This is a genomic window from Clostridium sp. NSJ-49, from assembly GCF_014287725.1.
GTDB lineage: Bacteria > Bacillota > Clostridia > Clostridiales > Clostridiaceae > Clostridium > Clostridium disporicum_B.
Window position 1 is genome coordinate 1 of record NZ_JACOOP010000045.1, and the last position, 22,525, is coordinate 22,525.

The 22,525-nt window shown below is 28.9% G+C and carries 23 protein-coding genes, 2 tRNA genes and 1 other RNA gene; 19 read left to right on the top strand and 7 right to left on the bottom strand.

Annotated elements, in window-relative coordinates; genetic code table 11:
• Positions 1 to 432 precede the first annotated feature (432 nt).
• Complete coding sequence (locus H8S10_RS13870) at positions 433 to 738, top strand: hypothetical protein (protein ID WP_186839273.1); 306 nt, start codon at positions 433 to 435, stop codon at positions 736 to 738.
• A gap of 31 nt (positions 739 to 769) precedes the next feature.
• On the opposite strand, the gene H8S10_RS13875 is transcribed toward H8S10_RS13870, so the two are convergent.
• Positions 770 to 2,398: a DEAD/DEAH box helicase gene (locus H8S10_RS13875; protein WP_186839274.1), complete on the bottom strand. Its 1,629-nt coding sequence runs from the start codon at positions 2,396 to 2,398 to the stop codon at positions 770 to 772.
• 391 nt (positions 2,399 to 2,789) lie between these two features.
• Positions 2,790 to 3,512 (bottom strand): lysophospholipid acyltransferase family protein, encoded by a 723-nt coding sequence (locus H8S10_RS13880; RefSeq protein WP_186839275.1) that lies wholly within the window; start codon positions 3,510 to 3,512, stop codon positions 2,790 to 2,792.
• A gap of 230 nt (positions 3,513 to 3,742) precedes the next feature.
• Here H8S10_RS13880 and H8S10_RS13885 point away from each other — a divergent pair, with 230 nt between their 5' ends.
• From H8S10_RS13885 to H8S10_RS13895, 3 genes are all read left to right on the top strand, one after another.
• Entirely contained in the window at positions 3,743 to 4,516 is a 774-nt protein-coding gene (locus H8S10_RS13885; RefSeq protein ID WP_207731894.1) for a staygreen family protein, read from the top strand.
• A 64-nt stretch (positions 4,517 to 4,580) separates the two neighbouring features.
• Positions 4,581 to 4,655 (top strand) — tRNA-Arg (locus H8S10_RS13890).
• 130 nt (positions 4,656 to 4,785) lie between these two features.
• Positions 4,786 to 5,613, top strand: a complete 828-nt coding sequence (locus tag H8S10_RS13895; RefSeq protein ID WP_186839277.1) for an alpha/beta hydrolase-fold protein — start codon at positions 4,786 to 4,788, stop codon at positions 5,611 to 5,613.
• Positions 5,614 to 5,651: 38 nt separating this feature from the next.
• Here the strand turns inward: H8S10_RS13895 and H8S10_RS13900 are convergent, their stop codons facing one another.
• Complete coding sequence (locus tag H8S10_RS13900) at positions 5,652 to 6,575, bottom strand: DUF368 domain-containing protein (RefSeq protein ID WP_055266711.1); 924 nt, start codon at positions 6,573 to 6,575, stop codon at positions 5,652 to 5,654.
• A gap of 315 nt (positions 6,576 to 6,890) precedes the next feature.
• Between H8S10_RS13900 and H8S10_RS13905 the strand changes: the two genes are divergently transcribed.
• The 5 genes from H8S10_RS13905 to ffs all read left to right on the top strand — a co-directional run bounded on the left by H8S10_RS13905 (position 6,891) and on the right by ffs (position 10,187).
• On the top strand, positions 6,891 to 8,135 hold the full coding sequence (locus H8S10_RS13905) for a hemolysin family protein (RefSeq protein ID WP_055266709.1): 1,245 nt from the start codon (positions 6,891 to 6,893) through the stop codon (positions 8,133 to 8,135).
• Positions 8,136 to 8,395: 260 nt separating this feature from the next.
• Complete coding sequence (locus H8S10_RS13910) at positions 8,396 to 8,842, top strand: nucleoside deaminase (protein WP_055266707.1); 447 nt, start codon at positions 8,396 to 8,398, stop codon at positions 8,840 to 8,842.
• A gap of 15 nt (positions 8,843 to 8,857) precedes the next feature.
• Positions 8,858 to 9,622: a prolipoprotein diacylglyceryl transferase gene (gene lgt / locus H8S10_RS13915; protein WP_186839278.1), complete on the top strand. Its 765-nt coding sequence runs from the start codon at positions 8,858 to 8,860 to the stop codon at positions 9,620 to 9,622.
• Positions 9,623 to 9,829: 207 nt separating this feature from the next.
• A tRNA-Ser gene (locus H8S10_RS13920) sits at positions 9,830 to 9,919 on the top strand.
• 3 nt (positions 9,920 to 9,922) lie between these two features.
• Positions 9,923 to 10,187: signal recognition particle sRNA large type (gene ffs, locus H8S10_RS13925), an RNA gene on the top strand.
• A gap of 240 nt (positions 10,188 to 10,427) precedes the next feature.
• Here the strand turns inward: ffs and H8S10_RS13930 are convergent.
• Together H8S10_RS13930 and H8S10_RS13935 are read right to left on the bottom strand one after the other, a co-directional pair.
• Positions 10,428 to 10,916, bottom strand: a complete 489-nt coding sequence (locus tag H8S10_RS13930) for a dihydrofolate reductase (protein ID WP_186839279.1) — start codon at positions 10,914 to 10,916, stop codon at positions 10,428 to 10,430.
• A 2-nt stretch (positions 10,917 to 10,918) separates the two neighbouring features.
• Positions 10,919 to 11,764 (bottom strand): thymidylate synthase, encoded by an 846-nt coding sequence (locus H8S10_RS13935; RefSeq protein ID WP_084759022.1) that lies wholly within the window; start codon positions 11,762 to 11,764, stop codon positions 10,919 to 10,921.
• Positions 11,765 to 12,117: 353 nt separating this feature from the next.
• Between H8S10_RS13935 and dnaX the strand changes: the two genes are divergently transcribed.
• The 9 genes from dnaX (at position 12,118) to H8S10_RS13980 (ending at position 19,862) form a co-directional block, all read left to right on the top strand.
• Positions 12,118 to 13,743: a DNA polymerase III subunit gamma/tau gene (dnaX, locus tag H8S10_RS13940; protein ID WP_186839280.1), complete on the top strand. Its 1,626-nt coding sequence runs from the start codon at positions 12,118 to 12,120 to the stop codon at positions 13,741 to 13,743.
• 99 nt (positions 13,744 to 13,842) lie between these two features.
• Entirely contained in the window at positions 13,843 to 14,187 is a 345-nt protein-coding gene (locus H8S10_RS13945; RefSeq protein ID WP_055266699.1) for a YbaB/EbfC family nucleoid-associated protein, read from the top strand.
• Between the two features lie 204 nt (positions 14,188 to 14,391).
• A complete protein-coding gene (gene recR, locus H8S10_RS13950) occupies positions 14,392 to 14,988 on the top strand; it encodes a recombination mediator RecR (protein ID WP_055266697.1) in 597 nt (198 codons plus the stop codon).
• 347 nt (positions 14,989 to 15,335) lie between these two features.
• On the top strand, positions 15,336 to 15,584 hold the full coding sequence (locus H8S10_RS13955) for a DUF2508 family protein (protein ID WP_055266695.1): 249 nt from the start codon (positions 15,336 to 15,338) through the stop codon (positions 15,582 to 15,584).
• Positions 15,585 to 15,645: 61 nt separating this feature from the next.
• Positions 15,646 to 15,894 carry a pro-sigmaK processing inhibitor BofA family protein gene (locus H8S10_RS13960; protein ID WP_055266693.1) on the top strand — a complete coding sequence of 83 codons (249 nt, stop codon included), beginning with the start codon at positions 15,646 to 15,648 and terminating at the stop codon, positions 15,892 to 15,894.
• Between the two features lie 370 nt (positions 15,895 to 16,264).
• A complete protein-coding gene (locus tag H8S10_RS13965) occupies positions 16,265 to 16,438 on the top strand; it encodes a hypothetical protein (RefSeq protein ID WP_055266691.1) in 174 nt (57 codons plus the stop codon).
• Between the two features lie 127 nt (positions 16,439 to 16,565).
• Positions 16,566 to 17,642, top strand: a complete 1,077-nt coding sequence (locus H8S10_RS13970) for an alanine--glyoxylate aminotransferase family protein (RefSeq protein ID WP_186839281.1) — start codon at positions 16,566 to 16,568, stop codon at positions 17,640 to 17,642.
• A gap of 32 nt (positions 17,643 to 17,674) precedes the next feature.
• Positions 17,675 to 18,589: a D-2-hydroxyacid dehydrogenase gene (locus H8S10_RS13975; RefSeq protein ID WP_186839282.1), complete on the top strand. Its 915-nt coding sequence runs from the start codon at positions 17,675 to 17,677 to the stop codon at positions 18,587 to 18,589.
• 28 nt (positions 18,590 to 18,617) lie between these two features.
• A complete protein-coding gene (locus H8S10_RS13980; protein WP_055266685.1) occupies positions 18,618 to 19,862 on the top strand; it encodes a DUF1015 family protein in 1,245 nt (414 codons plus the stop codon).
• Between the two features lie 128 nt (positions 19,863 to 19,990).
• Here H8S10_RS13980 and H8S10_RS13985 read toward each other — a convergent pair whose 3' ends face one another.
• On the bottom strand, positions 19,991 to 20,683 hold the full coding sequence (locus H8S10_RS13985) for a 5'-methylthioadenosine/adenosylhomocysteine nucleosidase (protein ID WP_055266683.1): 693 nt from the start codon (positions 20,681 to 20,683) through the stop codon (positions 19,991 to 19,993).
• 188 nt (positions 20,684 to 20,871) lie between these two features.
• Between H8S10_RS13985 and H8S10_RS13990 the strand changes: the two genes are divergently transcribed.
• Positions 20,872 to 21,591: a tRNA threonylcarbamoyladenosine dehydratase gene (locus H8S10_RS13990; protein WP_055266681.1), complete on the top strand. Its 720-nt coding sequence runs from the start codon at positions 20,872 to 20,874 to the stop codon at positions 21,589 to 21,591.
• 218 nt (positions 21,592 to 21,809) lie between these two features.
• Here H8S10_RS13990 and H8S10_RS13995 read toward each other — a convergent pair whose 3' ends face one another.
• Positions 21,810 to 22,475: a DUF4230 domain-containing protein gene (locus H8S10_RS13995; RefSeq protein WP_084759021.1), complete on the bottom strand. Its 666-nt coding sequence runs from the start codon at positions 22,473 to 22,475 to the stop codon at positions 21,810 to 21,812.
• Positions 22,476 to 22,525 lie beyond the last annotated feature (50 nt).

A 22,525-nucleotide genomic window follows, 5' to 3' on the forward strand; every position in this document is an offset into this window, starting at 1 on the left:
AAGCATTAGAAAAGGGTTTTTCACTTAATATTTATGGAGAATAATTTAAAGATAGATAGGTTGAATAATATAGAATCAAATGTATTATAAAATCATAAAAAAATAGTAAAATTATATAAAATATAGTTTTAAATGATTTATTTAATAAATAAAAAGTTATTTTTATAGTAATATAATAAAAAATTATTAATTAAATATTTTGGGGTTAAATACAAATGAGAGAAGCGAAAAAATAAAAAAATGAAATTATAATATTAATATATTTTAATATAATGAGTATTCTGAATAATATTCTTGGAGATGATTTTATGCTTATATAAAAGTTTTTAAATTATCTTAAATAGGTTGTACTATTCTGAATAATATGTTGTAATAAATATAATTTATCAAAAAGGACAAAAATATAGTTAAGGATAAATTGGAGGAATTTTTATGGGAAAAATAACTAGCAAAAATAATAATTTATTAAGAGATGCAAAACAAAAAACGTCACCAAAAATATATAGTCTTTTATTAGATTTAGTTAATGATGGTAGAGAAGACCTAGCTGAAATGGTACTAAAAATAGATTATTTAATAGAATATGCAAATAAATCAATCAAAGCAAAAGATTTTGAAGAAGCAAAAGAAGCTATTCAGAAGGCTGAAGAAAGAACTAAGATGCTTAAAAGAGCTAAAGCAGATGTGGAACATTTAACTTACTTAATAGAAGGTGTAAACAAAAAGCTAAAGAAGTGATAAAACACTTCTTTAGCTTTAATTTATGTTATTATTTATTTTTTCTATCTCTGTTGAATCCTTTATTTTTACCGCCACTTTTGCCACCTTTTCCTTTTGAACCGGTAGCTACTTCAACGTTTATCTTTCTCTTATTAATCTTGTTTCCTGAACATTTAGTTAATACTTGTTGGTGGATTGCTTCATCAACATTTACAAATGTGAAGTTTTCCATTATATCAACATTTCTTATTTGAGAAGCTCCAACTTTAGCATTATCTTTTATGTAATTTATTAAATTCTTTATTGTTAATCCATCTCTCTTACCAGCTGAGAAGAATAATCTTACGTCTTGACTCTTAGGTGCAACTAAAGCATCTGTTGAATAGTCAAATGAAAGGTTAGTATCAAATTGACTCTTCATTAATGAAGCAATAACTTCAACTGCATCATATCTTTCATTTAATTCTTTAGCAACATCTACAAACTTATCATAATCTTTAGCATCAATTATTGAGCTAACTTCATTTATCATATTAGCAAACTTATTGTTGTATATTTCTTGAACTGTAGGTACAGATTTCTTTATGATATCACTCTTAGTTGTATTACGAATTTGTCTTAAGTATCCAAATTCTCTTGGAGTGATTATGCTGTAAGCAGTTCCTTCTCTACCAGCTCTACCAGTTCTACCTATTCTATGTACATAAGATTCGATATCTTGTGGTAATTCATAGTTAATTACGTGAGTTACACCTTCAACGTCTATACCTCTTGCAGCAACATCAGTAGCTACTAAGAATTTTAAAGCTCCATCTTTGAATTTCTTTAAAGTTTTCATTCTTTGAACTTGAGACATATCTCCGTGCATACCTTCAACCATGTAACCTCTGCTTTGCATAGCTATTACTAAATCATCTACACCTTTTTTAGTTCTACAGAAGATGATTGATGATTGTGGCATATCAAAGTCTATAAGTCTGCAAAGAGCTTCAAATCTTTGATCTCCATGAACTTCGTAGAAGTATTGAGTTATTTTTGATGCAGTCATTTCTGTTTTAGCAATAGCTATATGTTTAGCATCATCTTTTAAGTATTTCTTAGTTAATTTTTTTATTGGTGCTGGCATTGTAGCTGAGAATAATAAAGTTTGTCTTTCTTCAGGAATACTCTTCATGATTTCTTCCATGTCATCAATGAATCCCATGTTTAACATTTCATCAGCTTCATCTAAAACAAAAACTTCTACTTTATCTAATGGTAAATTTCCTCTTCTAATATGGTCTAATACTCTACCAGGAGTTCCTACTACAATATTAGCTCTTTTTAAGTCTCTAGCTTGATGATGAATAGGTGCTCCACCGTATACAGCAACTATGTTAAGTTTTTCGTACTTTGTTAATTTAATTAACTCATCATGAACTTGTAGTGCTAATTCTCTTGTAGGTGCTAATATTATAGAAGCTATTGAATCTCTATTTTTTATGTTGTTTATTATCGCACAACCAAATGCAGCAGTTTTACCAGTTCCTGTTTGAGCTTGACCTATTATGTCAAAGCCTTGTAAAGTTACAGGAAGACTTTCTGCTTGGATTGGAGATGGTGATGTGAAGCCTAAATCATCTATAGCTCTTAATAAACCTTCTCTTAATCCTAAATCTTTAAATGTTAAATTTGTCATATAATACCTCTTTCTTATTTATGTTAATTACTATTTCTCTAGAGTTAAAAACCTATATATTTAAATCAATTTAAATTACGTTACTTTTTATCGACTTTACTAAGTATATAGTAAAATCTAAGTTTATGCATCAAGTATTTATTGTAAAATAAAAAAATAATATCAGAAATATCATAGAAAACGTTGTCATTTACATAAAAAGTAATTGAAGGTAAGAATATAGGTTTGACATTTAAAAATAAACATTTAAAATAATAAAGCGAGATAGCTATTTATTAATAACCAAATAGACTATTGTGTTATTGTGTCATTAAGAGTAGATGGTATTTGAAATGCCATTTACTCTATTTTTTTATAAAAAAATGACTTGAATATTCAAGCCATTTTTAAATTACTTAGGTAATTTTGAACAAATTATTTCTTCAATTTTAGATGGTAAATTATCAATTTCCTCTTTAGTTAATGAAGAAGTATCAATTGGAGCATGAATTGTTAGCTCTACATTTGCAGGTTTGATCCAAGGTCCATTACCATGTTCCATGATTTTATAAGAACCATTCATAGTTACAGGTATAACTGGAACTTTTGATTTTGTAGCTAATTTAAAGCTGCCAGCTTTAAATTCACCAGTTTTATCTCCACGACTTCTTGTACCTTCAGGGAAAATAACCATATTATAACCGGCTTTAAGATTTTTAATTCCATGAATGATAGCTTCGCTAGATTTTCTAAGACTGCTTCTATCCATGAACACGCACTTCATTAATCTCATCCAAGTTCTAACTAGTGGAATTTTTTCAGTTTCTATTTTAGCAACAAAACCTATTAATATAGGCATAGTAGAAAGATATATTGGAATATCAAAGTTACCTTGATGATTACCTATGAATAATACAGTTTTATCATTAGGTATATTTTCAATACCATTAACATTTATTTTTACACCGGCTATCTTCAATAGTGATTTAGCCCAAAGACTTGTGCATTTATGAATAAGTTTCTTACTTTCTTCAATTCTATCTTTTTTTATTAAGTAGTTAACTCTAAAAACAAAAGGTATGCTTATTATTAAACTAATAGCAAACCAAATAAACCAAATTATAGTTCTAATCATATTCAATTCAACCCCTTAAATTTATAAACTTATTTAAAGTATACTATAAGTAAAATTTAAAATCTATGCTTTTATTGGTTGAAAGTATAGTTATAAAGCTTTGAAAATAGCAACTTTCTTAAATTTTAAATACCAAATTAAAACAAAAATAAAGGATAATATTTGTAGTGAACAATAAATTTTAAAAACATATAATGAAATTAACTAAAAATTATAAGAGGAGACTTAAAGTGTCTAAATTTATTCCGGAAAAATTATTTGTAGAATATAAAGACATAGATATCAACAATAAAAAAGATAGAAAATATACATTAACTCATTCTGATGAAACAGCAGATTTATTTTTAACTATAGATAAAAAATATAACTATGAAAAAACAAATGAAACAAGAGATGAAGTATTAGCTGAATGGAAAGAGAGTGATGGGAGATATATATTAAAAGTATATCTTCAAATAAGTTTAGATTCAGATTTGTCTAAAACTATTATTAGAGATAAGATTTTTAGAGAAGAGCTTCCATTAGCGTTAAAGGCAATAGTTTATGGAGATAAAGAATTCTTAAAAGAAAATTCGGAGTTATATAAAGCTAAGGTTATAGTTAGTTTTAAGTCAGATACACCTAAATACAACAAGGTTGAAGAGTGGGGAATAGTTTTAGATTATTTAGAGGATTATAGTAGATGTAATAAGGGTATATCAAAATTATATGTGAGAGATACTAAAAATAATGAAATAGAAGAAGCTTTAATAAGAACTTTAGCATTATATATAAAAATTCAAGTAAATATTTTTGCTGGTAGAGACGCTACTTATTGTTTGAGAGATGCAGAGTTATTATATTCTAAAAAAATAAATAAAGATGATTATTTACAAGATGAGTATGAAGTAGCTATAGGACTAAAAATAGGAATTCCTACACCAATATATAATAATTTTATTATAATATTCTTAATTAAAGATAATGTGATTAATATCAAAGATTCTAAGATGATAAATATGTAAAATAGGCAAAGTAGAAAAATTTGACATATATAAATAGATGTAATAAAATATATTTAGCTAGTGTGCTCTCATAGTTCAATGGATAGAATAGTCCCCTCCTAAGGGATAGATACAGGTTCGATTCCTGTTGGGAGTACCAGTAAAAATCCACAATCCTTTTTATTAGGTTTGTGGATTTTTTTAATATTTATATAAGGAAATTATATAAGGAAAACGGGGATGCATTTATAGCATAATAATTTTTGATAGATGTAAAAGGGGAGAATACTATGGCACAATTAAAAGTAGACTTTATGTCAAAAACATTAATGAGAACAGTTAGTATTAATGTTATTTTACCTGTAGACAAGTTGGTGTTTGATAAAGAGGAAGAAGTTAAACCTTTTAAAACTTTATACTTACTACATGGTATATTTGGAAATAATGGTGATTGGATTAGTGGAACAAGAATACAATCATGGGCTCAAGAAAAGAATATAGCAGTAGTAATGCCTTCGGGAGAAAATAAGTTTTATATAAATAATGAGTATACTTGTGAGAGATTTAGCGACTTTATAGGTGAAGAACTAGTTGAAATGACAAGAAAGATGTTCAACTTATCTCATAAGAGAGAAGATACTTTTATAGCTGGATTATCTATGGGGGGATATGGAGCCATAGTTAATGGACTTAAGTTCTATAATACATTTGGATATGTAGCAGGACTTTCATCAGCACTTGTTTTAGATGAAGTTGTATATGGGACAGAAGAAGGAATAACGGCCATGATGGGTGGTCGCCAATATTACACAGGGGTATTTGGTGATGTATCAAAGATAAAAGGAAGCGATAAAGATTATGAAGCATTAGCTAAGAAATTATCTGGAGTAGAGGTAGCTCCTAAGATGTATTTATGTTGTGGCACTGAAGATTTCTTAATAGATGCGAATAGACAGTTTAGAGAAGTATTAATAGAAAATGGTTTTGATATAACTTATGAAGAGGGGCCAGGAGAGCATAACTGGTATTTTTGGGATGAATATATTTTAAAAATATTAAATTGGCTTCCATTAAATGAATCAGCTCAAGGTATTAATAGTGGAAATGTAGGGATATAATAACTTATATTAATTTGGATATAGAAAAAGGAGCTTAATTAAGCTCCTTTTCTATTTTTAGATATATTTTTAGTTTCTTTACTTTCAAAAACTACTTTTAATCTTTCTAATCCTAATATTAATGCTCCGCCAATAATGAAGAATATAAAGCTAAAGCTTGATAAGTTCATAGCTGGTTTTGCTACTTCTAAAGTTGTAGGTCCCATAAATATTGCATATAGAGAACCAATCATAAGTCCTAATATTAAATATACTGTTTGAGATCTGTATTTCTTTAGTACGAATTTAATAACTTTTATTGTTGTTGCTATACCAGTTAATACTCCTAAACCGAATATTATTAATATTGGTAAGTAAGAGAAATTAAAAGTAAGAACTTCTTTTACAGCACCTATTATTCCGGTATAAAGTCCAAATATTAAAAGTAATGTTGAACCTGATATACCTGGAAGTACCATTGCAGAAATAGCTATCATACCAGCTACAAATACAAATATACCTAATCCGATTGACAAGCTATCTAATGAAAGGTTAAGACCACCATTAGAAGATGCTGGATTGAAGTAAGTAATAAGAGCTACTATAGTGATTCCTATAATAGTAAATAAAATATTTTTGTATTTTCCAACTATAGAATCCTTCTCTTGACTTATTATTAATGGAATTGAAACTACTATAAATCCAGTAAATAAAGAACTTATTTTGTAGATCTGAGCATCGAATATTGATGATAAGAATAGTACTGATAATACCATTCCAGTAACCCAACCAATTCCTAATTTAAATAAGAAAATTAAAGAGTTCTTTTTGTTATCCATATTATCTCTTGATATCAATGAGTTTAGTGAATTTATAAAATCATCATAAAAACCAAGTATAAATGCTATAGTACCACCTGAAACTCCAGGAACACTATCAGCTAAGGCCATAAAAAAGCCACGAATAAAATTAATAATAAACAAATTATCACCTCAAAATTATGTTAATTTATGTTATAAGAAACATTTTAAATCAAATACTAAAATTAAACAATAAGATAAATTCAAAATCTTGGATTTTGTAAATAGAACTTTCTAGGATTTTGGATTTTAAAGTTACATAGAGTGTACTACTATTAATGTATGTGAATAGTGAGTTATATTTAAAGTGTTAAAATATTTATAAATTGTATTAAATATGAATTTACATTTAATTTATTGGAAATTTATATCATATAATTTTAGCGTATGATATAATTAAAAATAAAATATTTTTGTAAATTAGGAGAGTGATTATTTTTGGACACGAGTCTCATATGGCAGATAGGAATACTAATAATTTTGCTTATCATGTCAGGATTTTTTTCAATGTCAGAAACAGCACTAATGTCTTTAAGTAAAATTAGGATAAGGCATATGGTGGAAGAGGGAGTAAAGGGGGCTAAGCTAGTTGAGAAACTAACGGAAGACCCAAATAGGCTTTTAGGAGCGATACTTATAGGAAATAACGTCGTAAATATAGGTGCATCTGCGCTTGCAACTACTATTGCCACGAAAATATTTGGTTCGGCAGGAGCAGGAATTGCAACAGGTGTAATGACTATATTAGTACTTATTTTCGGGGAAATAACTCCAAAGTCTATAGCAAAGCAAAAATCTGAAAAGGTTGCTTTAAAGGTAAGCAAGATAATCAATGTGATTGTTAAAATACTAAAACCTTTTATAGGTATTTTTACTGCTATATCTTCAATATTTATAAGATTATTTGGCGGAGATCCAAAGGCAAGTGAACCATTTATAACAGAAGAAGAATTAAGAACCATGGTTGGTGTTAGTGAAGAGGAAGGTGTATTAGAAGATGTTGAAAAAGAAATGATTTTCAATGTTTTTGATTTTGCCGATGCTCATGTAAAAGACGTAATGGTTCAAAGAGTAGATGTAATAGCTGTGGATATAGATGCAAGCTATGAAGAAGTTTTAGATATAATAAAGACTGAACAATTCTCAAGAATACCGGTATATAATCAAACCATTGATGATATAGTGGGAATATTAAATGTAAAAGACTTAATTATGGCTGAAAAAAATTCAAAACCTTTTAAGGTATCTGATTACATGAGAGAGCCATATTATACTTTTGAATTTAAGAAGATAAAAGAACTTTTCAAAGAAATGAAGAAGACTAGAAATCATATATCAGTAGTGTTAGATGAGTATGGTGGAACTGTTGGAATAGTTACTATAGAAGATTTAATAGAAGAAGTCTTTGGCGATATAGAAGACGAGTATGATGATTATGAAAAAGAAATAGAAGTAATTAAAGAAGATGAGTTTGTAGTTGATGGAAGTGCAAGACTAGATGATATAAGTGAACTTATAGGTGTCAATATGGAATCAGAAGAATTTGATTCCGTTGGAGGCCTAGTCATTGGAGAATTAGGAAGATTCCCAGAGCAAAATGAAGAGGTTCAATTAAACAATATAAGGTTCGTAGTAGAAGAAGTAGATAAAAACAGAATCAAGAAAGTTAGAATATATACTTAAATTAAATAAAGTGTGAGCTAAGGCTCACAAGTGAAAAGTCGACTTCGTCGAGGTGAAAAGGCTACTATGTAGCGGGGAAAAGTTAACTATGTTAAGGGGAAATGCTACTATAGTAGCAGAAAAAAGTATTTCACCTCGTTAGAGATCCTTTCTCTATTGACGTAGGCAATATTTTTCCCGCAGCTTCAGCTGACTTTTTCTCTTTGACGAAGTCAAACTTTTCAACAAAGTGCTTTGCACTTTATTTTTATGGTGATTTTATGAATTTTATGGATTTAGCATTAGATGAAGCACAAAAGGCATATGATTTAGGAGAAGTTCCTGTTGGAGCTGTTATTGTTAAAGATGGAGAAGTTATAGCTAAAGCATGTAATATGAAAGAAGCAATGAAGTTATCTACAGCTCATGCTGAGGTTTTAGCAATAGAAGAGGCCAGTAAAGCTATAGGTGATTGGAGATTAAATGGATGTGATATGTATGTTACGTTGGAACCTTGTGCGATGTGTGCTGCGGCAATAGCTCATTCTAGAATATCTAATTTGTATATAGGGACTTTTAACATTGATATGGGTGCTTGTGGAACTGTGATTAATCTTTTAGATTATGATATATTTAATAGTAGAGTTAATACTAATTGGTGTTATGATAAAAGGTGTAGTGATATGCTTACTAAATTTTTTGATACACGAAGAAAGAATAAAAAATAGAGAGGAGTTGATTATGTGAATCCAGTTGCTTTTGAAATTGCTGGAATGCAAATTAGATGGTATGGAATAATTATCGCTTGTGGTGTTTTAGCAGCTTTTGGAGTTACATATATAACTGCAAAGAAGAAAGAATTAAATTTTGATATTATTATCGACGGATTTTTATGGAGTTTTCCTTTAGCTATAATAGGGGCTAGGGTATATTATGTTGCCTTTGAATTTGAAAATTATCATTCAATATGGGATATGATTAATATTAGAAATGGTGGAATAGCTATTCATGGTGGACTTATTGCTGGATTATTAACAGTTTATATATTTACTAGAGTAAAGAAAGTTAATTTCTTTGAATACATCGATGTTGTAATGCCAGGAGTAATATTAGCACAAGCTATTGGAAGATGGGGAAATTTCATGAACCAAGAAGCTCATGGTGGACCGGTTACAGAACAATTTATAAGTAAGTTTCCTCAATTCATTCAACAAGGAATGCTTATAAATGGAACTTATTATCATCCAACATTTTTATATGAATCTATATGGGATTTATTAGTTTTTGCAATACTTATTTATATTTTATATAAGAAAAAGCAACAACATGGTATTGTTTTGGGAAGTTATATGATACTTTACTCTGTTGGAAGGTTCTTTATAGAAGGATTAAGAACTGATAGTTTAATGTTTTTTGGTTTAAGAATAGCCCAAATAGTTAGTTTAACTGGAATATTGTTAGGTATAGTAGTTATAATTTTTGCTTGTAAGAAAAAAACTAAAAAATAGGATTAATTTACATGATTAGCATAAAGAGCATTATATATAAATATATTTATGTATAAATGCTCTTTTGTTATATAAAAATGAAATGTAATGGGCAATATAGAAGAAGATAATTAGGTTGACCTTTTTTAAGTTGTATGTTAACATATGTGTATAATTAGATAACGTGTCAAAACGTTAAAGTCTAGAGGAATTTATTCTAGTAATTATGGAGAGATGTCCGAGTGGTCGAAGGAGCACGCCTGGAACGCGTGTATAGGGGAAACTCTATCGTGGGTTCAAATCCCACTCTCTCCGCCATAGCCGTGCTAGATGGGGAGTCAGCGGTGCCCTGTAACCTGAAATCCGCTATAGCAGGATTGAATTCCTCACCTAGGCTTTAGTCTATATGGTTTGCCCCTATGCAAGTGATGTTGAGGGTGGGGTCCCACGCGACTTAAGACTATGAACCTCGTCAGGTCCGGAAGGAAGCAGCGATAAGTAGCCCCTGAGTGTGACGTGGATAAATCTAGCCTGAGTTAACTACATAGGTAACGCATATAGATTACTGCCGAAGTGAGGTGCACGGTTTTCATTAAACCTTTCTATAGGAAAGGCTTTTTTAATGTTTAAGAAAGTTATTTGAAATTAAGAATTTGACTATAAATTCTTGAATCTAAGAGATAATAGAAAAATTAATATATATTATCTTTTTATAAAATTTGGTTACTCTTCAATAGGATTAACAATATAGGACAAAAAACAATAGGACAGGAAAATAGGGACATTTCTTCTTACTCAAGAAATATCCCTATTTTTCTATGCTTTTTTATTTTTCTAAGTTTATAAACTGATAGTTTATATTGCTTTTTTCATCAGTGAATATTTCTGATTCAAAAGTAATGTTCCAGTTATTATAATCTATTTCAGGGAAAGTGGTATCTCCTTCGAAGTTTTTAAAAACTTTTGTTAAGTAGATTTTATCCACAGAATTAATAAACTGATTATAGATTTCTCCTCCGCCAATTATAAACACTTCCACAGGAGAATTTTTAAAATTGTTGATAATATCGTTGATATTGTGGATAACTTCTACAGAAGGATTATCCACAGTGTAATTTTTATCTCTTGTCAATATTATGTGTTTCCTGTTAGGGAGAACCTCTGGTAATGATTCAAATGTTTTTCTACCCATAACTATTGTATTACCAGAAGTAATTTTTTTAAATCTCTTTAAATCGTCAGATATATGCCATAAAAGTTTATTATCTCCACCTATAACATTATTCTGTGCAATGGCAACTATTAAACTAATCATAATTATATCCCCAATTCAAATTTTAGTTGTGGTTTAACTGGCTCATAATCTACCATTTCAAAATCATCGATTGTGAAGTCATAGAAGTTTGTTTTACCTTCTTTAAGTATTAACTTAGGTTGTTTATCACTAGGTGTTCTAGAGATTAATTCTTTAGCCTGCTCTATATGTCTATCATAAATATGTAGGTTATCTACAACGTGCATAAATACTCCAGGCTTTAATCCAACGTGTCTAGCTACCATCATCATTAACGCTACATATTGAACTTTGTTAACATGACCTGCAACACAATAATCAGAACTTCTTTGATGAAGGGTTACATCAAGGAATTCTCCTCTAACAGACCACACAGTAAGAAAAGCACAAGGATGTAATCCTTCAGTTTCTTCGAAATCTGAATATTGATATAAATCTATAATATGTCTTCTAGTGTAAGGTTCGTTTTTTAATCCTTTTAGTAATTTGTTCATTAGATCATATTTTCTAACAGTAGCACCATATCTTTGGCCTATTGTATTAGAGTTATTTACTTCCCAGTCTCTCCACCACATAATTCCGTATTTTTCTTCTAATACTGATAAGTCATTGCTTTGGTCTTGATATATCCATAGAATTTCTTTGATAGCTGATTTCCATGCTGTAGGTCTTAAAGTAGTAATAGGAAGTTCTCCTTTAGATATATCGTACTTTTCAACAACTTGGTTTATATATAGTGTATGAGCAGGAGTCCCATCTTTATATTTAGGTCTTATTTTGTGACCTTCTGTACTTGTTCCGTTTGTAAGAATTTCGTTTAATGTATTTTTAAATAATTCATCTGTTTTTGATATAAAGTTTTTAGTCATAGGTTCACCTCGAAAATCTATTTTAATATCATTATAGCATAGTTAATATTAAGAATAATTATTAATAAACAAATATAAAAAGAAACACAAAAGTTAATTTAATAACATAAACTTGGATATAAATAACATTATAATGTTAAAAAAATAACTATAAAAATTTGAGATAAGAAAGATTGTATGCATAAAAATTAATAATTATGCATATGGGCTTTTTGCTATCTGTTAATGTTTTTTAAGACTAGTTTTAAATAAAGTAGATGTTTAAATTTTGGATTAGGGAAAAATCTTTAACTATTAATAAATATTGGGTATAATAAAAGTAGATTAAATAGAGATAAAATGAGGTGAATCCCTTGGCATATACTGCTTTATATAGAGAATGGAGACCTAAAACGTTTTATGATGTAGTAGGGCAAGAACATATTACAACTACATTAAAAAATCAAATTTTAAATAATAGAATAGCTCATGCGTATCTTTTTTGTGGAACAAGAGGTACAGGAAAGACATCAACTGCGAAGGTTTTTGCAAAAGCGTTAAATTGTTTAAATCCTAAAGATGGAGAGCCTTGTAATGAATGTGAAATGTGTAAAAAGATAAATGAGGGGTTAGCAATAGATGTTACAGAATTAGATGCAGCTTCAAATAATGGGGTAGATAAGATTAGAGATATTATAGATGATGTTAAATATCCACCTCAAGAAGCTAGATTTAAGGTATATATAATGGACGAGGTTCATATGCTTTCAGCTGGGGCTGTTAATGCTTTCTTAAAAACATTAGAAGAACCACCAAGTAACGTAATATTTATTTTGGCAACAACAGATCCTCAGAAACTTCCTATAACTATCCTTTCAAGATGTCAAAGATTTGATTTTAAGAGAATAAGTAATAGTGATATAACAGATAGACTTAGAAAGATAGTTACAGAACAAGGTGTTATGGCTGACGATAAAAGTTTGAACTTAATTGCAAGAATTTCTGATGGAGCAATGAGAGATTCTTTAAGTATATTAGATCAAGCAATTTCTATGGGAAATGGGAATGTTCAATATGACACTTTAATAGGTATGCTAGGCCTAGTAACAAATGAGCATTTATTTAATTTAACAAATGCTATTATTCAGAGAAGTGTTGAGAAGGCTATAGGAGTAATAGAGGATGTAGTTTTTTCAGGAAAAGACATTTATTTGTTTATAAAAGATTTAATATCTCATTATAGAAATTTACTTATGGCAAAAGTAACTAATAATCCAGAAGAAGTATTAGATATGTCAGAAGAAAATATAGCACTTATCAAAGAGCAGTCTGCAAGATTAAGAGCTGAAGAAATAATGAGATGTATAAGAATACTTCAAGAAGCTGAGGGAAATGCAAAATTAAGCAAACAAGCAAGATTATATTTAGAATTGGCTATAATAAAAATGTGTAAAATAGAATATGATACATCTAATGAAGTAATATTATCAAGATTAAATAAATTAGAAGAAAATTTAAAGAGTGGTAATATTAAAGTTGTGGCAACTGAAGGTGTCAAAAATGAAATAGCAAATACAAAGCAAATTGTTGCTAATAAAGCAGTTAACAAACAACTTAGTTCTACTTCTCAGAATATTCAAGGTGGAAATAGTAATTCTACATTAAGTATTAATGACGTTCAAAAGGCTTGGAAAGATATATTAGATAGATTTAAGGCTAGAAGAGCTATGATAATATATGCTTCTATATTAACTGGAAGACCTGTAGCTTGCTCAAAGGGAATAGTAACTATTCAATTTGATAGTGATTATAAGTTAAGTAAAGATAGATTAGATAAGGCTGAATACAAAAGCGTGATTAATGATATATTCTCAGAAGTATTAAGAGAAGAGGTTAAAGTTAATTTTATTGTAGAAGAAGAAAATAAAGGTGAAAAGCGTACAGAAGATATATTAGTAGAAACATTTGGCGCAGATTTGGTTGATATTATAGATGAATAAGAGTCATTTAGAATTATATTTTTAGATTATCGCTTATAGTAAAATATTTTAAAATAATATATAATAAAGAATATATTTTTATTTCAAGGAGGATATGTTATGGCAAGAGGTGGATTCCCAGGTGGTTTCGGTGGAGGAAACATAAATAACCTAATGAAGCAAGCTCAAAAGCTTCAAAAAGAAATGGCTCAAGCTCAACAAGAGTTAGAAGAAAAAGAATTCGAAGCTTCAGTTGGAGGCGGAGCTGTATTAGTTAAAGTTAATGGTAAGAAGGAAGTTCTTTCAATAAAAATTAAAGAAGAAGTAGTAGATCCAGATGACGTAGAAATGTTAGAAGATTTAGTACTTAGCGCAGTTAATGAAGCATTAAAGAAAGCTGAAGAAGAAACAGCTAACAAAATGGGTAAATTAACTGGTGGAATGAATATACCGGGAATGTTTTAATATATATTAGAGGCATACAAAGTAAAATCTTTGTATGCCTTATAAATTAAGTGAGATTCAAAATCTGCGATTTTGTTAATCGAACTTACTCCTATGAACGTAGTGAATAGTGAGTTTCATTTAGATTCAAAATCTGCGATTTTGTTAATCGAACTTAACTGAAAGTTAAAATTTATGATTTAAAACAAAGGAAGGAGGAGTAATATGGACTTTTATCCAGTTGCCATAGAAAAATTAATTGAAGAATTTGCAAAGTTGCCAAGCATTGGTCAAAAGACTGCTCAAAGGTTAACATTACATATATTAAATTTGCCAGAAGAAGAGGTAAAAGAATTTGCAGATGCATTAGTTAAGGCTAGAGGAACAATAAAATATTGTTCTATATGTGGAAACTTTACAGATAAAGATCCTTGTGCAATATGTTCAAATCCAAGCAGAGATAAGAATGTTATATGTGTAGTGGAGCAACCAAAGGATATAATGACTATGGAGAAGGTTAAAGAGTTTAACGGAAGTTATCATGTTCTTCATGGAAATCTTTCTCCAATGCAAGGAAGAGGGCCACAAGATATAAAATTAAGAGAACTTGTTGCAAGAATGAGTGCTGATGTAAAAGAGGTTATAATAGCTACTAACCCTAATGTAGAAGGTGAAGCTACTGCTATGTATATATCAAGAATACTTAAACCTTTAGATATTAAGGTTACAAGAATAGCATCTGGTCTACCAGTTGGTGGGGACTTAGAGTACGCTGATGAAGTAACACTTTCAAAAGCACTAGAAGGAAGAAAAGAAATATAGAAGTACTTAGAATATAAAAGTTGAAACAATATATATAATTAAGCACTGACTTGATAATATAAGAATTTTTATCATTTATCTCATAAAAATTACTAAAGGCTTAGAACTAGCTTAGGCTCAGAAAAGTAAAATTTTTTAACGTAATTTTTATTACATAAATAATAAAGTTCTAGATAATATCCAGTGATAAGTTTACATATATATATTATTTCAACTTTATTTTTATAGGTATATTATGAAGCTGAAAATTCATTTAGGGAGTTTTAAATGTATTTAAGTTAAGTATTATGAATAGAATTTACTAATAATGTTAATAATAACAAGTAAAAATATTTTTAGGAGGTTCTATGATTAAAAAGAATATATTAGATTTTCTGTTAATTAAATATGAAAAGGAAGAACGTATAAGTCAGCAAATATTAACAGAGTTAAGAGAAACAATTAATGAAATGGAAGCTGCTGAAAGTCTATTTAATAATACTAACGATCCTAGACTTATAGAAGCAGCAATATATAAAGAAACAGCTGCTAAAAAAAGATTTGATTATTTATTTAGCATTGCTAAGGAAGAATATGGGGAAATTATAGAAATATAACATATAAACTGGTATAATATAGCATAATATTAATTGTGTAATATTATATGGAGGTTATATTATGGATATGGAACTTATTATTTACGGACTAGTAGGTTTAGCTTTATTATTTTTAGTTATAAAGTTACTTAAGTGGCCGATAAAGATACTTATAAATGGACTAGTTGGGATAGTATTATTATACCTAACCAACTACATAGGTGCATATTTTAATTTTTCTTTAGTAATAAACCCTGTTACAGCACTTATTGCTGGATTTTTAGGAATACCAGGGATAATATTTTTAATAATATTTAAGTTGTTTTTTTAAAACTACAGGGAACCTATTTTGGATAGGTTCCCTGTAGTTTCATAGATGGGAGTTAGAATATTTTGAATTGCCAATGAGTGAAAAGCTCTTATATAAGCATTTTATGGAGTAATATAAAAAGTGTTACTATAAAAAATCAGGGTGCAAGCACTACATCCGCTTACACCCGTTATCATAAATAATCATCATATATGATGATTATTTATGATATTAATTTATCCAATGAATATATAAATATACGTGTAAATTCTTGTAAGTTATAATTTAAAATTATATAATCTTAAGAGAAATACAATGCTTATATAAAGTTATAAGAATAGAGTTAATAATAAATTTGGCTTTTTAAGAAATACAAAAAGGAGGAATGTTTATGGCAGCTGGAAATGGAGTTAATTGTGCATATTGCCCTGAACTTAAGAAAGGTACTTGTGATGGAAAAGGTGATGGATGTGTATGTTATAAGTGCCCTAGACATTTAGGTCAATGTATATGTGTTAAATATTGTAGAGAAACAGAATCAGTATTAATTTTTGATGAGGAATAGATATTAAATAAATCTTATGTGGAAACATAGGATTTTTTTTTATTGACAATATTTCATAGGAACAATAATTAATTAATATAAATATTATAATAAAAATAAGATTATATAAAAGAAAAGGAGGCAGAAAATGCACAAGAAACTTTTTATACCTGGACCAGTAGAAGTTAAAAAAGAAGTATTGGAAAAGATGGCCACTCCTATGATTGGGCATAGAAGTAAGGAAGCATCAGAATTACAAAAATCTATAAGCGATAAAATGCGAAAGTTATTTTATACAGAAAGTGAAATATTATTATCCACCACATCTGGAAGTGGACTTATGGAAGGAGCTATAAGGTCTTGTACAGCAAAAAGAGCAGCTGTATTTTCTGTTGGAGCCTTTGGGAAAAGATGGTACGAAATGGCTGTGAACAATAATGTTCCTGCAGATATTTATGAAGTGGATAAAGGGAAGGCTTTAAATGTTAATGAGATAGATAAAGCTTTATCTACAGGGAAATATGATTTTTTAACAGTAACTCATAATGAAACTTCTACAGGGATAATGAATCCAATCGAAGAAATTTCAGAGGTGGTTAAAAAATATCCAGAGGTTGTATTTGCTGTTGATGCAGTAAGCTCTGCAGCTGGAAGTAAAATTGAGGTAGACAAATATGGAATAGATATATGTATAACTTCAACTCAAAAAGCCATAGGATTGCCACCTGGAATGGCAATATGTACTTTTTCTGATAAAGCAATAAAAAATGCTGAGAAGGTTAAATTTAGAGGAACATACTTGGATTTATTAGCTTTATATAAATATATTAAAAAGAAGGATTATCAATATCCATCAACACCATCAATTTCACATATGTATGCACTTGATTATCAATTAGATTATATTTTAAATGTAGAAGGACTAGAAAATAGATTTGCAAGGCATATTGAAATGGCAAATGTAGTTAGAGAGTGGGGAAAAAAATATTTTGAGTTATTTCCAGATGAGAGATATATATCAAATACTTTAACTACTATTAAAAATAATAGAAATATAAGTGTAGCAAATTTAAATAAGGAATTAGGCAGAAGAGGATTCCAAATTTCTAATGGATATGGGGATTTAAAAGAAAAAACATTTAGAATAGCTCACATGGCTGACTGTACAGTTGAAGATATAAATGAATTACTAAGTCATATAAATGATATATTACAATTGAAATAGCTTGCAATTGTAGATAAAAGGGGGGGAATTATATGATTAAAGTATTAACAAATGACGGCTTACAACAAGAGGCTATTGATAATTTGAAACTATTGGGGATTGAAGTTACTAATTATCATTATAGTAAGGACGAATTAAAAAATATTTTAAAGGATTTTGATGTTATTACCATAAGATCAGCAACTAAGATAGACTCTGATATATTAGATAGTTTAACTAATAAAAGTAACCTTAAATTGATAATAAGAGCAGGTGTAGGAGTAGATAATATAGATGTGACCTATGCCAATAAGTTAGGGATAGAAGTTAGAAATACACCTAATGCAAGTTCAGATTCGGTAGCCGAACTTGCAATTGCTCATATGTTTTCAGTTGCTAGATTTTTGGCAGATTCAAATTTTACTATGAGGATGGGTAGTTGGAATAAAAAAGAGTATGAAGGTGTAGAGCTTGCAGGAAAAACTCTGGGCATAATAGGAATGGGACGTATAGGAAGATCATTAGCTAAAAAAGCATCAGCAATTGGTATGAATGTGGTGTATTATACAATCGAAGGTAAGTATGATGACCTTACTTATAAGTTTGAATCATTAGAAGATTTATTAAGTATATCTGATTTTATTTCATTACATGTTCCTTATGATAAGAAAACAGGATGTCTTATTGGTAAGAAGGAATTTGAGTTAATGAAAGATGGAGTATATTTAATAAATTGTGCAAGAGGTAAGGTAGTAGATGAAGAGGCATTGGTAGAGGCTTTAGATAATGGAAAAGTGGCTGGTGCAGGAATAGATGTGTTTGAACAGGAGCCCACATTAAATAAAAAGCTTATAAATCATAAGAGAGTGAGCGTAACTCCTCATGTTGGGGCATCAACTAAAGAGGCGCAGGATAGAATAGCTAGTGAGGTAGTAAATATAATAATAGATTTCTTTGATATAAAGTAGTTTTTTTAGAAGGAAGTGGTACATTAACATGGCTATAATAAGACCTTTTAGAGCATATAGACCTGTAAATGATTTAGTTGAGTATGTGGCAGCTCCACCATATGATGTTGTTAATAGTGAAGAAGCTAGGGCGTTAGTAAAAGATAATAAGTACTCTTTTTTAAGAGTTGATAGAGGGGAAGTAAACCTATCTAAAGATATATACAAATATGATGATAGAGTATATGAATGTTCTAGAGATTTATTAGATAGTATGATAAAAGAAGGAATATATATTCAAGATAAAGAGCCTATGTTCTATATTTATAGGCAGATTATGAATGGAAAAAATCAAACAGGATTAGTTATATGTGCATCTATAGAGGAGTATATAGAAAATAAAATAAAAAAACATGAAAATATAAGGGATGATAAAGGTATAGACAGAGTAAAGCATATAAAATATTGCAATGCTCATACAGGGCCTATATTTTTGGTTTATAGAGAAAATAAGTCTATAACTGATATTATAAATAAATATATTAAACTTAATCCTATATATAATTTTGTAGCTGATGATAATATAACTCATGTTGTTTGGAAAATTGATAACAAAGATGATATAAAATATATAACGGAATCATTTTATAATATAGAAAATTTATATATTGCAGATGGACATCATAGGATAGAAGCCGCAGCTAGAGTTGCTATGGAAAATAAAAAAAATAATAATAAAGATAATTTTAATGATGAAATAAATTATTTTTTAGCTATAGCCTACCCTGACAGTGAGGTAAATATATTAGATTATAATAGAACGATAAAAGATTTAAATGGATACACTAAGAAAGAATTTTTAGAAGAGGTATCTAAAAAATTTAAAATTAAAAAATCTGATAACAATAAGCCAGTATCGCCAGAGAGAAAGCACACATTTGGTATGTATATTGATAAAGAGTGGTATATACTCGAAGCTAATAGAGAAATAATAAATGAAAAGGTAAAGAGTGAGGAATTAGATGTATCAATTCTTCAAAATAATATACTAGCTCCTATCTTAGGAATAGATAACCCTAAAAAGTCAGATAGAATTGAATTTATTGGAGGAATAAGAGGGCTTAAGGAGTTAGAAAAAAGGGCTGATACAGATATGGCTGTTAGTTTCTCGTTATATCCTATTGAGATGAGCGATATTATGAGCATTGCAGATGAAGGCGGAATCATGCCGCCAAAATCAACATGGTTTGAGCCAAAGCCAAGGAGCGGAATTTTTATACACAAGTTTAATTAGTGGTAAATAACAAGTTAACAGTGACAAGTAAATAAAAAAACTGCTTATGCAGTTTTAGAAAAAATATTTTTAAAGTCAGCAATGCTGACTTTAATCATTTAATTTATCACTTGTCGGTTTTAACTAAATTAAAGTTTTGTTATCATTGACTTTAATATAAATGTAGAATTCTTAACTCCGATAGGTGTGAATTTTTCAAAGTCCATATGAGCTCCGTTATTTGCATTATCAGATATTGATCTAATAACTACAAATGGTATTTTGTTTAAGTAACAAACGTGAGCTATACTTGCTCCTTCCATTTCACAAGCTAAAGCTCCAAATTCAGCTTCAAGCCATTTGATTTTGTCTATAGAAGCAACGAACATATCACCAGAAACTATTCTTCCAGAGAAAGTTTTAAAATCTGTAGCTTCTTCACAAGCAGCTTTAGCAGTTTCTATAAGTTTAGCATCACATTTGAAATCAAATGTATCTAATCTTGGGATTTGCCCCATAGGATCTCCAAAGGCTGTTGTATCCATATCATATTGAACTAAGTTCTCAGCTATAACTACATCTCCAGGATATATATCTTTTCCTATACCACCAGCAACACCAACATTTATAACTGCTGAAACATTATATTCAGATGCAAGAATTTGAGTACATATTGCTGCATTAACCTTACCTATACCACAAACAACAGCTACAACCTCTTTTCCCCATAGCATACCTTTGTGGAATTTCATATTTGCTTTAACTTGAACATCTTCTAAGCTCATATCTTTTAAAAGAATTTCTAATTCTTCAGACATAGCGCCTATTATACCTAATACCATAATAAGTCCTCCTATAATATAATTTAAAACAATATTAGTCTACGAATATTATAATGGTTATTTTAAATTTTTAGTAGCTTTCTATTAAATTTAAATAATATCTTTTGTTATTGTAAGAAAAAAACATTGTATATGAAAGTATTATGGTCTAAAATAGTAAAAAATAATACACAAAGGAGAGTAAGACGATGTCATTAAGTCCAGTATGTAGAACCGGATTACTTATAGGAAATGAAGGATTAGATACATTAGCTAAATCTAAGGTAATAGTATTTGGTGTTGGTGGAGTAGGAAGCTTTGTAGTAGAAGCACTAACTAGAGCTGGGGTAGGAAATTTAATTTTGGTAGATAATGATACAATATGTATTTCAAATTTAAATAGACAAATTCATGCTACACGTAATACTGTTGGTATGATAAAAGTTGAAGCTATGAAAGAAAGAGTTTTATCGATTAATCCAGACTGTAAAGTAGAAGCAAAACAAGTATTTTTAACAGCTGATAATCTTGAGGAAATAATACCAAGTGATGTTGATTATGTAGTTGATGCTATAGATACTGTAACATCAAAGTTAGCTTTAGCTAAGTATTGTTATGAAAATAATATAAAAATTATGAGCTCTATGGGAACAGGAAATAAAATGGACCCAAGTCAATTTAGAGTTACAGATGTATTTAAGACAAAGGTATGCCCTCTTGCTAAGGTTATGAGATCAGAGCTTAAAAAGAGAGGTGTTAAAAAGTTAAAGGTAGTTTATTCTGAGGAAATGCCAATGACACCAGATAAAGGTGATGCTGTTCCATCAGGTAAAAGACAAACTCCAGGTAGTATGCCATTTGTTCCACCAGTAGCTGGAATGATAATTGCAGGAGAAGTAATAAAAGATTTAGTTGGAATAAATAAATAAATAAATAAATAAATAAATAAATAAATAAAGTGCAAATCACTTTGGGGAAAGTTTGACTACATCAAAGGAAAAAAATCACTACTGGATAGGAAAGATATTGCCTATCTAGTAGTGAAAAGCATATATACTAATACTTTTTATTTTAATGTTAGTTAACTTTTCCTCACTATAAATAGTAGCATTTTTATATCGATTAAGTCAGCTTTTAACCTATAAGTTTAGTTAGTAACATTAACATCTATTGTATATTTTTCTCCTATTAGATTATAAATAATTTTTTCAAGAGAAGATTTAGTATTTGAAATAGCTTGATCCTTTAATGATTTGCTATTCATCATTATTTTAAACTCATCATAAAGCTTTGTTCTCAAATCTCCAAATTCTTCAGAGGATAGTTGAATATCACCAAATCTCAATAAGCCTAATTCAGGATCAGAATATCTTGTTTTAGTTTCATCTATATTAATGCTAAAAATCTCAGGAGATGTAATAGATATAGTAATATGTTTATTTGAATTATCTAAAATTATATCTTTGGTGGTAATATTAGAAAAATCTACGGAATAAGAGCAGTTAGCGAAAAACGTTATAGTTTTACATTTTTTGAATATATCTAAGTCAAAAAAACTTTTGTCTATTAATACACTCTGGCTTAATTCGACTTCTAAAGGAATGAGTTTATTTACAGTTTTAACTTCATTAACTAAGGTTTCTTCGGTTAGTATAGTAACATCTTTATATATATTTAGAAAAGAACCTATGTTTTTTAGTTTATATGAATATCTAAATCCTAAAAAAATTCCTAATGATAATATTACTAATGAAAATATAAGTAGTTTTTTAAAGTGAAATTTCTTAAATATTTTCTTTATAAATTTAAATATAAGCTCACATCCTGTATAATTATTTTAATAAAATATATTATTATGAAAAA

What these genes read in the sequence shown, in the direction of transcription:
- H8S10_RS13870 (WP_186839273.1), top strand. Translation starts at nt 433, where the DNA reads ATGGGAAAAATAACTAGCAAAAATAATAATTTATTAAGAGATGCAAAA.
- H8S10_RS13875 (WP_186839274.1), bottom strand. Translation starts at nt 2,398, where the DNA reads ATGACAAATTTAACATTTAAAGATTTAGGATTAAGAGAAGGTTTATTA.
- H8S10_RS13880 (WP_186839275.1), bottom strand. Translation starts at nt 3,512, where the DNA reads ATGATTAGAACTATAATTTGGTTTATTTGGTTTGCTATTAGTTTAATA.
- H8S10_RS13895 (WP_186839277.1), top strand. Translation starts at nt 4,786, where the DNA reads ATGGCACAATTAAAAGTAGACTTTATGTCAAAAACATTAATGAGAACA.
- H8S10_RS13910 (WP_055266707.1), top strand. Translation starts at nt 8,396, where the DNA reads ATGAATTTTATGGATTTAGCATTAGATGAAGCACAAAAGGCATATGAT.
- H8S10_RS13930 (WP_186839279.1), bottom strand. Translation starts at nt 10,916, where the DNA reads ATGATTAGTTTAATAGTTGCCATTGCACAGAATAATGTTATAGGTGGA.
- H8S10_RS13935 (WP_084759022.1), bottom strand. Translation starts at nt 11,764, where the DNA reads ATGACTAAAAACTTTATATCAAAAACAGATGAATTATTTAAAAATACA.
- H8S10_RS13945 (WP_055266699.1), top strand. Translation starts at nt 13,843, where the DNA reads ATGGCAAGAGGTGGATTCCCAGGTGGTTTCGGTGGAGGAAACATAAAT.
- recR (WP_055266697.1), top strand. Translation starts at nt 14,392, where the DNA reads ATGGACTTTTATCCAGTTGCCATAGAAAAATTAATTGAAGAATTTGCA.
- H8S10_RS13955 (WP_055266695.1), top strand. Translation starts at nt 15,336, where the DNA reads ATGATTAAAAAGAATATATTAGATTTTCTGTTAATTAAATATGAAAAG.
- H8S10_RS13960 (WP_055266693.1), top strand. Translation starts at nt 15,646, where the DNA reads ATGGATATGGAACTTATTATTTACGGACTAGTAGGTTTAGCTTTATTA.
- H8S10_RS13965 (WP_055266691.1), top strand. Translation starts at nt 16,265, where the DNA reads ATGGCAGCTGGAAATGGAGTTAATTGTGCATATTGCCCTGAACTTAAG.
- H8S10_RS13970 (WP_186839281.1), top strand. Translation starts at nt 16,566, where the DNA reads ATGCACAAGAAACTTTTTATACCTGGACCAGTAGAAGTTAAAAAAGAA.
- H8S10_RS13975 (WP_186839282.1), top strand. Translation starts at nt 17,675, where the DNA reads ATGATTAAAGTATTAACAAATGACGGCTTACAACAAGAGGCTATTGAT.
- H8S10_RS13980 (WP_055266685.1), top strand. Translation starts at nt 18,618, where the DNA reads ATGGCTATAATAAGACCTTTTAGAGCATATAGACCTGTAAATGATTTA.
- H8S10_RS13985 (WP_055266683.1), bottom strand. Translation starts at nt 20,683, where the DNA reads ATGGTATTAGGTATAATAGGCGCTATGTCTGAAGAATTAGAAATTCTT.
- H8S10_RS13990 (WP_055266681.1), top strand. Translation starts at nt 20,872, where the DNA reads ATGTCATTAAGTCCAGTATGTAGAACCGGATTACTTATAGGAAATGAA.